Annotated in this window: 12 protein-coding genes; 7 read left to right on the top strand and 5 right to left on the bottom strand. The window is 62.8% G+C overall.

Features of this window, described 5'->3' with window-relative positions:
• Nucleotides 1-53 precede the first annotated feature (53 nt).
• The 5 genes from BV071_RS15065 to BV071_RS15045 all read left to right on the top strand — a co-directional run bounded on the left by BV071_RS15065 (nucleotide 54) and on the right by BV071_RS15045 (nucleotide 5442).
• Nucleotides 54-1652, top strand: coding sequence for a hypothetical protein (locus tag BV071_RS15065; RefSeq protein WP_265594469.1), 1599 nt, complete (start codon nucleotides 54-56; stop codon nucleotides 1650-1652).
• Complete coding sequence (locus BV071_RS15060) at nucleotides 1649-3388, top strand: hypothetical protein (RefSeq protein ID WP_035608693.1); 1740 nt, start codon at nucleotides 1649-1651, stop codon at nucleotides 3386-3388. The genes BV071_RS15065 and BV071_RS15060 overlap by 4 nt, the downstream gene beginning before the upstream one ends.
• Nucleotides 3389-3454: 66 nt before the next feature.
• Entirely contained in the window at nucleotides 3455-4207 is a 753-nt protein-coding gene (locus tag BV071_RS15055) for an N-acetylmuramoyl-L-alanine amidase (RefSeq protein ID WP_265594468.1), read from the top strand.
• A 12-nt stretch (nucleotides 4208-4219) separates the two neighbouring features.
• A complete protein-coding gene (locus BV071_RS15050; protein ID WP_035608690.1) occupies nucleotides 4220-4540 on the top strand; it encodes a hypothetical protein in 321 nt (106 codons plus the stop codon).
• A gap of 224 nt (nucleotides 4541-4764) precedes the next feature.
• On the top strand, nucleotides 4765-5442 hold the full coding sequence (locus tag BV071_RS15045) for a hypothetical protein (protein ID WP_035608686.1): 678 nt from the start codon (nucleotides 4765-4767) through the stop codon (nucleotides 5440-5442).
• An 8-nt stretch (nucleotides 5443-5450) separates the two neighbouring features.
• Here BV071_RS15045 and BV071_RS15040 read toward each other — a convergent pair whose 3' ends face one another.
• Entirely contained in the window at nucleotides 5451-6539 is a 1089-nt protein-coding gene (locus BV071_RS15040; protein ID WP_265594467.1) for a hypothetical protein, read from the bottom strand.
• 91 nt (nucleotides 6540-6630) lie between these two features.
• On the opposite strand from BV071_RS15040, the gene BV071_RS33010 reads away from it, so the two are divergent.
• The gene (locus tag BV071_RS33010; RefSeq protein WP_052573385.1) at nucleotides 6631-7338 is read left to right on the top strand and encodes an ATP-grasp domain-containing protein; all 708 of its coding nucleotides are present in this window, start codon (nucleotides 6631-6633) and stop codon (nucleotides 7336-7338) included.
• On the opposite strand, the gene BV071_RS15030 is transcribed toward BV071_RS33010, so the two are convergent.
• Nucleotides 7326-7967 carry a PDZ domain-containing protein gene (locus tag BV071_RS15030; protein WP_035608683.1) on the bottom strand — a complete coding sequence of 214 codons (642 nt, stop codon included), beginning with the start codon at nucleotides 7965-7967 and terminating at the stop codon, nucleotides 7326-7328. The two genes, BV071_RS33010 and BV071_RS15030, sit on opposite strands and share 13 nt — an antisense overlap.
• Before the next feature lie 62 nt (nucleotides 7968-8029).
• On the opposite strand from BV071_RS15030, the gene BV071_RS15025 reads away from it, so the two are divergent.
• Nucleotides 8030-10561: a hypothetical protein gene (locus tag BV071_RS15025; protein WP_265594466.1), complete on the top strand. Its 2532-nt coding sequence runs from the start codon at nucleotides 8030-8032 to the stop codon at nucleotides 10559-10561.
• Nucleotides 10562-10579: 18 nt separating this feature from the next.
• On the opposite strand, the gene BV071_RS15020 is transcribed toward BV071_RS15025, so the two are convergent.
• The 3 genes from BV071_RS15020 to BV071_RS33005 form a co-directional block, all read right to left on the bottom strand.
• Nucleotides 10580-11431: a hypothetical protein gene (locus BV071_RS15020; RefSeq protein ID WP_265594465.1), complete on the bottom strand. Its 852-nt coding sequence runs from the start codon at nucleotides 11429-11431 to the stop codon at nucleotides 10580-10582.
• Nucleotides 11432-11673: 242 nt separating this feature from the next.
• Complete coding sequence (locus tag BV071_RS15015; RefSeq protein WP_075090924.1) at nucleotides 11674-13071, bottom strand: beta-L-arabinofuranosidase domain-containing protein; 1398 nt, start codon at nucleotides 13069-13071, stop codon at nucleotides 11674-11676.
• Nucleotides 13020-13439: a beta-L-arabinofuranosidase domain-containing protein gene (locus BV071_RS33005; protein ID WP_265594464.1), complete on the bottom strand. Its 420-nt coding sequence runs from the start codon at nucleotides 13437-13439 to the stop codon at nucleotides 13020-13022. The genes BV071_RS15015 and BV071_RS33005 overlap by 52 nt, the downstream gene beginning before the upstream one ends.
• Between the last annotated feature and the right edge of the window lie 167 nt (nucleotides 13440-13606).

Raw genomic sequence — 13606 nt, 5'->3', positions numbered from 1 at the left:
CCCCCAAGCCCCGCTTGCAAGACGCTCCTCGCCCCGTTACCCACTGATATCTCATGAGCCCCCATCGCCTCCATCTCTGGCTTGCCCTCGGCGGCGCGCTCGGTTTCGCCACCGGCTTCGTGATCCCTCGGCTCACTCGTCAGGCGTCGCCACCCGCGGCGACTGAGGCAGCGGCGGCACCTGCCAAGTCATCACGTGAGGGCGGTGGATCTAACAGCAAGCGCGGCGCTGCCCCTCCCTCGTCCCCAACTCTTACTCCGGACGAACTCCCCGTCTCCACCGATACCATGGAGACCCTGCTCGCACTGGAGGGCCCCGATCTCTATCCCCGCCTTGGTCTCTGGCTGCTCGATGCCACGGAAGAGCAAGTGGCCGCCTATTGGGAGGCCTATCACAAGAAAACCGGCGGCCAGCCGGACATGTGGCTGAAGGACCTGATCTTCACCCAGTGGGCGAAGAAGAACCCGCGCGGTCTCATCGAAACCGCCAAGCGCTACAATGAGGAAGGCCCCGCATGGTGGGCATGGACCATGAGTGATCCGGATGCCGCGCTGGCCGCGGTGGATAGTGAGAACATGCGTGGCTTCGTCCTCCGCAGCCTCTCGAACTTCTACCCCAAGCGTGCGCTCAAGATGCTGGAGGAGGATCCCACTCTCGCCCGGAAGCTCGATATACCGGAGATTGCCGAGTTCGTCGGCAAGAAGGACCCGAAGGCCGGCATGGACTTCCTGACCAAGTACGCGAATGGCAGCGACTACGGCCTGCGTAAGACCTTCATCCGCTGGGCCGGCAAGGACCCGCAGGAAGCCTTCGAATGGCTCTCCGGCCGCGGCAAGGACCAGTCGCTGCGCAAGGCCTTCTTCGATACCGTCGGCTATGAGCATCCGGAGGCCTTTGCCGAACTCGCTGACGGCATGCCCTCGGGTGCCATGAAGCGCGAGCTGGAGTCCGCCGCCTTCGATCACCTTGTCTCCACTGATCCGGACAAAGCCCTCGCCGAAGCCCGTAAGATCGATGTGCCTCTCCTGGGAGCGCAACGCCTGGCCCAGGTCGCGAGTGAAATGGTGAGCGAGCATCCGGAGCAGGCGCTCGATCTGTTAGGCGAGCTGCTCGGCAAGTGCCCGGATGCCAGCTACCGCATGAAGATGGTCCGCTATGCCAACGGTGCCAGCGGCGGTGGCTACGCGCTTCCACAAGTCAGTGAACTAGTGAATCAGTTGGCGAATTGGGACCCCGCGCAGACCATGGAGATCATGCTGCAATCGGAGAAGGACAACCCGGGCCAAGGCGCTTTCTCGACGGGCAGCCGTGGCTCTGGCTCCGATCAAGTCGCTCGCACTTGGGCGATGCGTGATCTGGATGGCTACACATCGTGGTGGGAAACCCAGACCGATACTGCCGCTCGCGATCGAAGCGCAGCCCAGACCATTGAGGTTCTAACCGAAAAACAGGATTACTCCCAGGCTGCTGCTTGGGGCATGCGCATTTCGGGTAGTGACCGGCAGATCAACTATTTGAGCAACACTCTCTCCACGTGGGCCTACAACGACCGGAACGCCGCCGAGGCGTGGCTGGCAAAATCCTCCTTCACGGAGGAGCAGCGCCAGAATATCCGCCGCAATTTCCCCAGCAACTCCCGTAACGAGGAATGAAACCAGCCCTCGCATTCTCCCTGGTCTTCGCACTGGGCCTGCCTCTTGGCTGGCTGGCGGCGCGTGCGAACCCGGGTGCTTCCACTTCCGCTGCCACTGCCGGAAAAGAGGAGGCCAAGTCCGCCAAGTCCCGCCGCGGCCCTGCAAAATCCGCTGTCCCGCCGGAAGTCACCGCGCAGCTCAACCGCCTCCGTCTCGCCAAGAACGTGGACGAGCGCCTCCGCGCCACCATCCATCTCGCGCAGACCTTGCCGGTCGGCAATCTTCTGGAGTGGTACGATTCCGAGTGGATCGACGAGGGCTCGCAAGACATGCAGAGCTACCTCTTCTACCGCACCATCCGCGCCCGCATGCTGGAGTCCGATCCGCAGGCCTTGGTCGATCTCTGCCTCCACAAGGACAGCGTCCATCTCTACGACTTGGCTCGTGACTGGGCCAGCAAGGACCCCGGAGCTGCCTTGGATTATCTGAAGACGATCAAGGATGCCTCCAAGCGCGGCAGCTTGGCTTCGTCCATCAGTGCGGCGCTGGCCAAGGCCGATCCCCAGCTCCTGCTTTCCCGCATCCCCGAACTCAATGGCCTGCTTGGCAGCGGCAACTCCGACACCCTCGCCCAGATCGTCCGCGACTTGGCCAAGGCCTCGCCGGATCTTGTGAAGGCTCAGTCCGCCAACTGGCCCGACTCGCTCCGCACCGCCGCCGCGCAAGGTCTCGCTGCGAATTCGCTCAAGCGCGACTTCGTTTCCGGGCTCTCGGAACTCAGTGCCATGCCGAATGGCAAGCAGCTCTTCACCGGCATCCTCAATCGCGACTCCAGCTTCATGAAGGAGCTCGGCCGCAACCTGCAGGCCTTGCCTCCCGGTTGGCTAGAGGCGGCGCTCCGCAGCGGCGGCAGCTACTACCTGGTGGAAGACGATCCGCTCAAATGGCTCAAGTCGGACCTTTCCTCCATGGGTCTCACGCAGAACGGCATGATGCAGCTCCAGTCGCAGGCCGTCAGGCAGCTCGCCTCGAAGGACGTGAACCGTCTTCTCGAAATGCTCCGCACCGAGGATTGGGATGCGAGCATGCGGCGAAATGCCCTTGGCTCGATGGGATATTACCTCTCGAAGGAGCAGGGCGAGGCCTTGCTGGCCAGCCTCAGCGACCCCGAGGAGATCAAGACCGCCACGCAGTCGATCAACTCCCGTAGCCAACAAGAGGGGACCAAGACCCTCACTCCCTCCAGCCTGCTGGAGTCACTCGCCAGTCCGGATTCCTCCCGCTCATGGAACGAAGTGAGGGCCGCCGGGACCTGGGGACCTGAGCAATTGGCAACCCTCGGCAAGGAATTCTCCGCCCTCCCCGGTGAGCAAAAAGCCTTGGTCGCAAAGAATGTGGCGGAAGGCCGCTACGGTGGCTTCCCCACCAGCTTCCAAGCCCAGAGCCTCCAGTATCTCCTGGAGAATCCCGCGCCTCCAGCCGAAGGCCAGAACCCCTCGCGCGGAGGCGGCCGCCAGATCATGAGCCAAGTCTCGTCCCTGGCTGCTAACTGGGCGGACGAAGACCCCGCAGCCGCCAGTAAGTGGGTGAGTGGATTGCCCGCCGGTGACGAACGCCTCTGGGCCGCCAAGAATCTCGCGACCCGCTGGGCGGACTACGAGCCCGCCGCCGCCAATCGCTGGGTCTCCTCGCTCCCCACCGCCGAGCGCAAGGAAGTGGAGACCTACCTCAAGACCAGCCCAGGCAACCGCTGACCAGCGGGGAACCCCGCGCATATTTCCGTGGCCATGCGCCGGGATTGGCCGATGATCCCGCCAGCCATGACCCTCCGCCTTCTAACTGCCGCGGCCGCCGCCCTCGTCTTCGCTTCCTGTGCTGGCTCTGGTTCCGGTTCAGGCCCCTCTATCAGCTCCGGCTCCGGCAATAATTTGAGCCACGACCAATGGGGCCACCGCCCTGGTCCCAAGGGCTTCAGCACCGTGATCATCGATGCCGGCCATGGCGGCAAGGATTCCGGCGCGGTTCACAATGGCCTGCGCGAAAAGGATCTCGCGCTCGATACCGCGAAGCGCTTGCAACGCCAGCTCGGCGGCAAGGTCCGCACCGTGCTCATGCGCAGCAGCGATGAGTTCATCGACCTCGATGTCCGCGCCGCCCGCGCCAGCGGCAAGGACGGCACCATCCTAGTCAGCATCCACTACAATTCCAGCGGCTCCGCCGTTCGCGGCCCGGAGACCTACTACTGGCGCGTCGATAGCCATGGCCTCGCCACCCGCATCCAGCGCAATGTCGCCAGCGTCTCGCCCGCCGAATCCGGCAACCGCGGCATGGTCCGCCGCCGCCTGCGCCTGACCCGCAATCCGGACGTCCCCTGCGTGCTCGTCGAGATCGGCTACCTCAGCAATGCCAGCGAGGCCAAGCTCTGCGGCGACCCCGCCTACCGCGACCGCATGGCCGCCGCCGTCGCCCACGCCATCCTCGACCAGCAGGCGAATGGCGATGCCGGCACCGGCCCCCTGCCCAAGCCCATCTTCGCCCCGCCGAGCCGCCCAACCGACGCGCCGGGATCCTAGCGCTCGAATGAAATGGAGATCAGTCTTCACGACAACTGGATCTACGCGCATCAGGTGGATCATGACTCGGGAGTGATCGCCCTGCGGACGGTCTTCCCCCATACCGAGCCCCACGAATTCACCGACGTGATCTTCGAGGGGCTGCTCGCTCATCACTTCCAGAACCAGTGCATGGGCCTTGGCGGCCCCTATCCCTTGAATGTCCTTTTCGATATTGAAGAGGGGAATGCCCGTACCACGCTCGACCTTTACCGGGTTTTATTCTCACCCAGAAAAACTACGGTTGGCCTGCCAGCGGCTGGAACACGGTCGAGGAATTGGCTCTCATCTTGATCAAGGACGCCACCATTGCTTTCACATCCACGGCCGGGTGGGATTAGATGGTTTTGTCTTTGCCAAACGAATGCGGCTCGAAGCCCGGGGCTCTCGCTGGGTTTTATCCTGCACGATATCGGAGAAATCGTGGCGCAGGAGCGGTGAGGAAGGGGTGCGCTTGGCGTCGGTAAATTTGAGATTTCATTCGAATATCTCTGCCTCCCGCACGTTCTATCCTTCGCATGAAAAAGCTCATCTCCCTTCTTGCCGGCCTGGCGACACTTGCCGCCGCCGCTTCCGCCTCAGCCCAGGATCCTGCTCCTGCTCTCGATCTCTCCCATCCTCCCACCTTCGGCGAGCTTTCAAAAGCTGCGCTCAAGTTCCCGGTCCCCAATTGGATGGGCAGCTTGGTCCGCAACGGACGGAACCGGCAGCCCGGGGTGCCGCAGCCAGGACAGCCGCAGCCCGGCTACTACAACAGCGAATCCACCACCCTGGAGCTGTCGGCGGAGCCCGCCTCCCTCGCCATCCGGCAGGCCGACCGGCAGTGCGATGCGATCTCCTGGAAGTCGATCCAATGCAAGTTCCCGCCCTCCGAACAGGCGGACACCGGGAGGTATTACCCACCCAAGCTGCCGATCACCGATACCTCGCACGTCTCGACGATGTCCTTGAGGGCAAACGGTGAAGTGGCCACTCTCGTCAAGCAGGGCGCGGCCGCACTCAAGGTTCTGGGCATTGTCGATCCCAAGCTCGATACTTGGATCTCCAACGAACTGTGGAAGAACACGGGCAATTTTCAGAACGAATACCAGAGCCAAGTCCCAAAGGTGAGCTTCTACTTCTCATCGGATTCAAACATGGCCGGGGAGCAAGGGGCCGTCCTCGAAATGAAGCTGGATTGGAGCAAGGGCGAATAGCTTTTGCCTCAAGGTTCAGCAGGCCCGCCCTCCACGTACGACATCAATAGTAGCAGCGCCGCCCGGATCGAATCGAGCGCCGCCGTCTCACTGGCTGTGTGATACCCGGTCGTCGGGATCTGCAAGGTCGTCCCGCTGATCTCCCCATTACTCGCCGCGATCAAGCGTCCCAGCTCAGTCCGCCCTAAGGACAGCTTCTTGACCCGCGTCTCGTTCAGCGCATCCACATACGCATCCTTGTAGGTGCTCGTGAGCCCCAGCGCCGCACAGCGCTCGCCCAGTTCCGCCGTGATCTCCGGCGCGAAGGCCGCCGTGGCATCCTTCCGCCGCAGCACCAGATGCTGCGCCTCCGCGGCCTCGCGCGTGGGGTAGGGGCTCGTATCCAGCACCAGCAGCCGCTGCGTGCGGATCTGTTCGCGCAGGAACCACGCATGCGCATAGCGCCAGCTTCGCCCCGCCTCCTCCTGCGCGGTGAAGAGCGCCGTGCCTTGGAAGCCGTGGCGGAACAGAAACACCAGCATCGCCACCGAGACCACATTATCGAGTTGCGCGGACACGCAGCCATTCTGCACGTTCAGCCGGTCCAGGAAGGACACCGGCGTCCCTGGTTGCAGGAAGCCCAGACCCTCGATCTCGAAAATCAGGTTGTTGCGATACGGGCAAACGTAGGAGCGCGTGATCGTGCCCTGTCCCAGATAGGTCCCCGCATAGGGAAAGTGCGCCTGCACCCGCTGCCCGCCGAAGCGGTCCTGGATCATCCCCAGCATCTGCTCGGATACCGAGTCGCCCGTCTGCTCACTGCGGTTCGCCGCCAGGAAGGCGGAATACTGGAACTCGTTCGGCCCCGTGCACACCAGCCCATTGCGATCGATATGCGCGGATAGCATCAAGCTCTGCGGATCCTTTCCCTGTGCCACTAACAGGCCTTGGTAGTAGGTAAGCTCCAGATCCAGCTCTCCTAGCTCCCGCATCAGCACCCGGAAGAAGGAATCCTCCGCGCCCGTCACTGCCGGCTCCCGGACCAGGTTCCGCAGCAGGTCCAGGTAATCATTGAGCAGGATGGGATCGAGGGCGATGGACATGAGCGGCTCACCCATTCAAGCATACCGAATGCCGGATTCCCATCTCCGGATGCAGAATTCGAAAGCGAGGCTTCCCGTCGCTCCCGCCTTCACATAGGCATCCCGCATGGAAGCCTATATCCTGGACGCGGAGCAGGTCCAAGAAAACGCAATCAACTACCACGCCGCATCCCTCGGTTTCTACCGGTTGGGATACTACGTGGAGAAGTTCCAATTGCCCCAGCTTCCGGAGCTCAAGGTCACGGAAGAAACGCCCGTCTTTGGTGGCACTTCCTGCATCAAACACTTCTTTCCCGACTACGTGAGCATCCCTCACTACCCGGACTCGCTTCAGGCCTTCCTCCATCGCGAGATCGAAGTGCGCGCCGCCAAGGACATCCGCGATGGTGAGTTCTTCAAACCGCTCGAACCTGACCACAAGCTCTTCACCCCGAAGATCAAGGATGGCTCCCTGTCCTCGGATCTCGCCTTGCAGGCCGTTCCTCCGGATCGTCCGGTCTATGTCACCCGCCCTTTGAAAATCCTCGCGGAGTACCGCTGCTACGTCCTCCACCGCGAGGTCCTCGCTGTCAACTTCTACAAGGGCGACTGGGCCGTCTTCCCGGATCCCGCCGTCATCAACTCCATGGTGGAGAAATTTGAAGATGCTCCCGTCGCCTATGGTCTGGATGTCGGTGTGTTAGATGACGGGAAAAACGTTCTCATCGAAGTGAATGACTTCTGCTGCCTTGGGAACTACGGCATCCGCCCGACTCCCTACGCCGCCGCCATCGCTGCCCGCTGGGAGCAGCTATGGAAGACCTACCGCGCCTGATTCTCCTGCTCCGCCTTCTGCGCCTCCAGCCACTCGCGGAAGCCCGCATCCGGATCCATGGTCACCACCTCCTTCGGCGCGGCCCCGGTGACCACGGGAAGCACCAGGACTTCCCCCGTGCGGTCGATCTTCACCGTCGTCTTGCGACCGGGCCCAAGCAGCCGGACCGTGCGACCGAAGACCGCCGCCGGATCCTCGCCATCGAGCGTCTTGCCATCCACCTCCATCAAGATGTCGCCCACCTTCAACCCGGCGAGGTTGGCGGCCTTGCCCTCCAGCACCATCAGGAGCTCGATGCCTTGGCGCGTCTTGCCGTCCTCGTCGAAGTACTCACGCGCGCGGTACTGCACCCCCAGGAAGCCGTAGCTCTCCGTTGCCAGTTCACGCAAGATGGTCTCGCAGCGCAGGCGGATCTCCGGATCGGGGTTCTTGAAATAATGATGGAGCACCAGTGGCCTCACTATTCCGGGCTCAGCCTGACCGCGGCGGACCAATTCTGTGGTGCTCTCTTCCCGGGTCTTGAAATCCTCGTTCGCCAGCCCTTCGACCAATGTCTCCAGTTCGCCCGCTGCCGCTTCCCCGAGGGTAGCGGCAGCCAGCGCCAGAACTCGGGCCGCGCGGAACCACATGACCCACCCTTATCCCGGAAACAACTCCTTGCCAAGTTCGCCCGCGCCGGTAGCTCTGGGTGGTGGATCTGACCCGGAATGCCGCCATTTTTGCCGCATGCCTCGCCGCGGTAGCAAGCGCTCGCGCGCAGGTCGCACCAGAGATGGAGCGCTGGAGCGTGAAGCCCCACCTCGGCTCGCTCGAGGCGGCCAGAGCCGGAGCGCGTGACCTGGCTCCGGACAAGTTGCCCTTCGCAGGCAATGATCTGGCTTGGCCCGAGATCGCCACCATCGACACCCTGATCCGGGTGCGCGGCGTGCTGACGATTCCGGCGGATGGCGACTACCGTTTCGCAATCGCGGGTGATGATCTCGCGGAACTCTACCTCGCGACCGACGCGCTGCCGGTAGGGAAGCGCAGGGTCTCGGACCTGAGCTCCTACACGGGCCCGGACGATTGGAACCCTTCGAAGAGCCATCGTATCGGTGAGCCCATTTCCCTGAAGAAGGGCCAGCAGTGCTACGTGGAAGCCTGGTGCTTCAACCAAGGCGGCAAGGGCCGCTTTGAGGTCGGCTGGCTGGCACCGGGCTCCGCGAAGTTCGCACGCATTCCATTGAAGGCCGCGGATGGTTCGCTGCTGCTGCGGAAATACGAAGTGCCCGCGAACGATGCGGACGACGACGAATTGCCGGACGATTGGGAACGCGCGAAGGGCTTGGAGATAGGCAAGGATCCCTTGCAAGGTGCCGATGGTGATCCCGATGGCGACGGCATTTCCAACCGCGAGGAATTCCTCGCCGGGACTGATCCGCGCCAAGGCGATTCACTGGCGGGCGCGGTCCGGACCGAGATCTGGCCAAGCCGCGGCGATACCGGCCTGGAACAGCAATTCCGCTTCGGCGTACAGCGTCTGCCCCTGCCAGCCCCGCAAAGGCGGATCGAGCGGACGATTGCCGTGACACCCTTTGCCTTGCCCGGCTTCCAGCGCACGCGGGCCCTGCTGATCCCGCCTGCCAGTGGCACCTACCGCTTCCATCTCTCGGGCCAAGGCGTCGTCAGCTTGGATCTCGCGCCGGACGGAGACCTTCTGAACAAACGGCAGATCCTGCGGGGCGGAGATGTCCGCGAGCGGATCGATCCCGCCCGTATTCCACCAGGAGCCTATCCATCGAGCGGGCCCGTGATCTTGGAACACGATGCCCCCTGTTTCCTTGAGCTCGTCCTCTATCAATACGCCGGGCCCTACTTCTTGAATCTGGAGTGGACCCGTCCGGACGGCGTGCGTGAACCGGTGCCCATGTCGGCGCTGAAGTCTTATGTCTCACCTTTCCCCGATGCGGATCAGGACGATCTGCCCGATGCTTGGGAACGCGAGAAGCAGCTTGCCGTGGATGGCCAGAAGTTCGCGCACTTCGCCAGTGGTGATCCGGATTTCGATGGTGCCGACAATGCCGCGGAATACCTGGCGAAAACCGATCCGCTCAAAGCCGATACCGATGGTGATGGTGTGAGCGATGGCGATGAGATCGTGACCCTCGGCACCGATCCCCTGAATGGCGAAGCTCCACTCGGCGAGCCTGTCAAACTCGACCTTTTCTCCGCCACGGCGCTGACTCCCGGATGGGCCAGGACGGAACCCGGAACCTATGAGTCCTTCAGGAAGCTGGAAGGGCCGATGCCCGATCCCAACAAGCCCTCACTGTCGAATTTCCGCGGCTGCGGTACCTTGGAGTGGAAGTTCGAGGTGAAGGAAGAAGGTTTCCATCTGCTCCGTCTCCAGATCCAGCCGGTCTCCCAATATTCCACCCACGAGATCGGCCAGGTTAGCCAGTTCTGGATCGATGGCCAGCGCTTGCCGGATGTGAGCACTTGGGGGCACGCGGTTGCTTTGCAAGCGGTCAGTCAAGTCACCCCCAAGCTTGGCAAAGGCGAGCACGTGCTGCGGCTGAGGCTGCGCCCGGCCTACGTTGCCACCTTCACCCGCATCTTCGACATCCGGATCGATCCGGTGAAAGCCTCGCAAACCGAATTCGTCGCGAGCCATCTGCGACCCTTCAATCTCTTCGCTTCCAGCAGCGCCAGCCCTGCTAACCCACCTGATAAGTCCCCGGCTCCGGTTTTGGCGCGGGTAGGCTCAGGTACTCCCGTCGGTGCTCTGCCGGAAGGCGTGGAGATCGATGGCGGCGAGGTGGCACGCATCGAGCAGGACAGTGCGGGCAAGACTTTCATTGTCCCGCTGATGCCGGGCAGTTTCGCTTTGCCACTGCGGGCCAAGGGCGGCGGTGCCAGCGCCGTTTCCCTGCCGCTCCAGGCTTTCAAGATCCAATACGCCGACGAAGTCTATTGGGGCGGGCGGCAAGGGCAGACCGCCCTCGGTCGTGCCTTGCATCTCGTGGTGGACGATGCTCCCGCTGACGCGGTGATTCGTGTGACCTGCCGCGAACCGGACCGCTTCTTGCCCTTCACGGTCAAAAGTGGCAACAGCGTGGACCTGCCGGTGAAGGCCATCGGCCCCGATGGTCAGGCGACTCTCCACTTCCGTTCCTTGAAGAATGCCTCTGATTGGCTGCGGGTCGATGTCGAGCTGGTGATGCCCGATGGCCGCCGCTTCTGAAGCTGCTCGGAGGGAGCCTCAGCGGCCTGACAAGTGGTTGATCGTTTTCTCCAGGACCCGGACCCCTTGGGGATCCACCTTCCAGAGTTCCTCGATATCTTCTTCGGGTTCGAGCGCGCCCTCGGCATTCTTTGTCTGGCGCTGGATCAATTGCCGGAGACCCGGCCCCTCCTTCCAGTAGATGCGCTGGAAGGTCTCTCTCGCGATCAGCTTCTCCGGCACAGCTTCAGCGCCGGAATATTCTTCCCTCACCAGCAAGCTGCGGTTTGGGTTCACCCGCAGCGTGGTCTTTGTGGCGACGGTGCCTCCTTCGGGCCAAGTGGCGACGCCAAGCGTCTCCTGAACCCCCTTGTCGGGATCATAGGATAACTCGTCCACCCGCGTCACCGAGAAAGGCGCGATACCCGGCAGTGGCTTGCGGGCACCGGGGCGGGCGCTGTCGTATTCGGTCTCCTCGATGTTCCACATGTCCACTTCCCAGCCTTTGGGCCGATACTCCACCTTGGCCACCAGCACATCGGAGATCACCTGATCGATGCGGCCTTGCTGATCGCGGAGAATGTAGAGGCCTTCGGTCATGGTGAGCTTCGGCTTGACCTCGGACGCCCGGTCCATCGCGCTATAGGTGAAGACCAAAGCCGCGTCGGACTCCAAGCCAACCCCCATGCCTTCGGAGTTGCCGAACCACTGCGCCGCCTTGCGGCTGATCGCGCCCACATTCGGCTGGTTGCTGGTCAAGACGGGCGGCGGAGAGCCGCGGAGAAAGGTCTCCAGCATCTTGCCCGTGAAGGGACCTTTCACATTTCCGGAGCCCGCAACCTCGATCGGCTCCGCGTGTGCAGCACAGGCGATCGAAAATAGAAGTAGCACGGGCCTCATGAGAAACCATGCTAGGGCGATTTCCCGCTGCTCCAAGCTCTTCCCGCGGCGCAGCCGCCTTGGAGTGCGTGCAGCCCGCTGCCGCTTTCCGGCAGGCAGCCTGCTGCCGTGTAGCACCTAAAAGACTTCCGCCTCACCACCGGTCCTCCCCAAGTCTACCCCTGCGGCCTCCAAACATCTCCTCTTTCCCCCAAAGGAATTCCATCCGCCCCGCAACCATTCCGCATCGCCCTCTATCGAACCGGGAAATAAATCGAATAGCGCTCCAGCCCGATCTTGTAGAACGGCACCAGCGTCGTCTCCCCCGTACTCGTCTTCAGGCTATACGCGGTCTCCTTGCCCTTCACCTTCACCGGCAGAGCCACCCCCGGCACCACGGTAGGCACTTTCGCCTGATCCATCTCCCTGCGGCCGAGCTGAATGAAGTCCTTGCTGCCATCCGCATAGAAGTCGTCCTTCACCAGTCCCTCGTTCCCCAGCTTCGCCGCCAGCAGGATCGGCCCGTGGAAGAACGCCGCATACCCATTGCCCGAGGACTTCTCCATCCTCGCCTCCAAAGGAATATAGGCTTGGAGCACATCGCCGTTCTGCCAGCTCTGCTTCACATCGAGATAGCTCCCAGCACTCGCCTTGAGGTCGAGCTCCTTGCCATTGACCCGCAGCCGCACCTTCGATGCATCCGCCCATCCGGGGCATCGAACCGACAGCGTGAACTCCACCGGCTTCTCCGCCTTCACCGTCAGAGTGACAATCCCATCGTCCGGAAAGCCCGTGGTCTGCCGCAGCTCAATGCCCTTCTCCTTCCAGCGCGCTACCGAAGGAACAAACAGATTCACCATCAGCCGCTCCGCCGACACCGAGTAGATGTATGACCCATAGCGGCCGTGATTCTCCATCCCGCTGCCCACGCAGCACCAGAAGGCATCGAATGGTTTTGAGTAGCGCTTGTAGTGCCCCGGTCGGGTCGGCGTGTAGTAGGCGAAGCCGCCCTCTGGCCCCGGCCCTAGTGAAGTGAGGATGTGATTGTACAGCGCGCGCTCCATGTAGTCCGAATACCGCGCCTGCGGCTCCAGCTCGTGGAGCTGCCGCGTGAGCTTGAGCAGATTGTAGGTGTTGCAAGTCTCGGGCCCGCAGATGTCCACCAGCTTGCGGTCAAACTCCGCCGACTTCACGAAGGCCTCCCAGATGCTGTTGCCGCCGAAGGCAAAAGTCTGCTGGCGCTGCACGCCCTCCCAGAAGTTCGCCGCCGCCTTGTGCCAACGCTCCTCGCCCGTCGCCTCATAGATCCGCTCGTAGCCGACGAAGAGGAGGATCTCCGTATTCGCATGCCGTCCGCCCAGGATCTCCGTATTGTTCTTCTCCAGGGCCGCGACCATCGGCTCCTTGCGGAAGCGCTTGGCCAGCTCCAGATACTCCGCCTTGCCGGTGGCAATGTAGAGGTCCGCCAGCACCTCGTTCGGCGCGCCGAATTCCTTTGAGGTCAGGTCACTCCACTGCTGGTCCGTGAGCTTTGAGGTGATCTGCACACACCAGTCCGCATAGCGCAGCAGCACTTCCTTCGCTTGCTCGCTGCCTCCGGTCAGCCAGGCATCGCGCGCAAGCCTGCCAAGGTCTTGTGACCCACATACCACGGCACCACGTTGCTCAGCCGCAGGCGCCCTTGGCCGAGGTCGGCATACCAATGGTCCGCCTCCCATGGCGACGCATAGAGACCGCCCTCGTTGCGCCCGTTTTGGCACTCCGCCATCTCGGCCACGATGTAGTCCATCTTCGCCTTCACCTTCACATCGGCGGTGGCAGCATACATCCAGGCACAGGCGCTCAGGTAGTGGCCCACGATCCCCGAGCCGCGCGCCTCCCAGCCGCCGTAGAGGGGTGCCTTCGGTTGCAGGCGCGCCGCCGCCCGCATTCCGGAGAGCAGGCGGTCCGGCTCAAGCTGGAGCAGGTAGTCCAGGTCCCGCCGCTGGGCATCGTAAAAAAGCCCCGGCAAAAGCCTCACATCACCCCCCGGCAACCCCTTTATTGCCCCCACAGGGGGACTGGCATTTGCCACCGCGATTCCGAAAATCGCGACCATACTCCAAACGCGTTTCACTTGCGGATGCTCTCCGCAGCTGCGGGGAGACGCAAGCGCCCGCCCGGAGATGAGCTTCGTAGGTGCCGGAA

The organism is Haloferula sp. BvORR071 (assembly GCF_000739615.1).
In the GTDB taxonomy this organism is placed as follows: domain Bacteria; phylum Verrucomicrobiota; class Verrucomicrobiia; order Verrucomicrobiales; family Akkermansiaceae; genus Haloferula.
The sequence above is the reverse complement of the archived record's forward strand: the minus strand, read 5'-3'. Positions and strand labels throughout refer to the sequence as shown.

Bases quoted from the DNA above. Each gene is read 5' to 3' on its own strand.
- BV071_RS15065 (WP_265594469.1), top strand. From the start codon at position 54: ATGAGCCCCCATCGCCTCCATCTCTGGCTTGCCCTCGGCGGCGCGCTC.
- BV071_RS15060 (WP_035608693.1), top strand. From the start codon at position 1,649: ATGAAACCAGCCCTCGCATTCTCCCTGGTCTTCGCACTGGGCCTGCCT.
- BV071_RS15055 (WP_265594468.1), top strand. From the start codon at position 3,455: ATGACCCTCCGCCTTCTAACTGCCGCGGCCGCCGCCCTCGTCTTCGCT.
- BV071_RS15050 (WP_035608690.1), top strand. From the start codon at position 4,220: ATGGAGATCAGTCTTCACGACAACTGGATCTACGCGCATCAGGTGGAT.
- BV071_RS15045 (WP_035608686.1), top strand. From the start codon at position 4,765: ATGAAAAAGCTCATCTCCCTTCTTGCCGGCCTGGCGACACTTGCCGCC.
- BV071_RS15040 (WP_265594467.1), bottom strand. From the start codon at position 6,539: ATGGGTGAGCCGCTCATGTCCATCGCCCTCGATCCCATCCTGCTCAAT.
- BV071_RS33010 (WP_052573385.1), top strand. From the start codon at position 6,631: ATGGAAGCCTATATCCTGGACGCGGAGCAGGTCCAAGAAAACGCAATC.
- BV071_RS15030 (WP_035608683.1), bottom strand. From the start codon at position 7,967: ATGTGGTTCCGCGCGGCCCGAGTTCTGGCGCTGGCTGCCGCTACCCTC.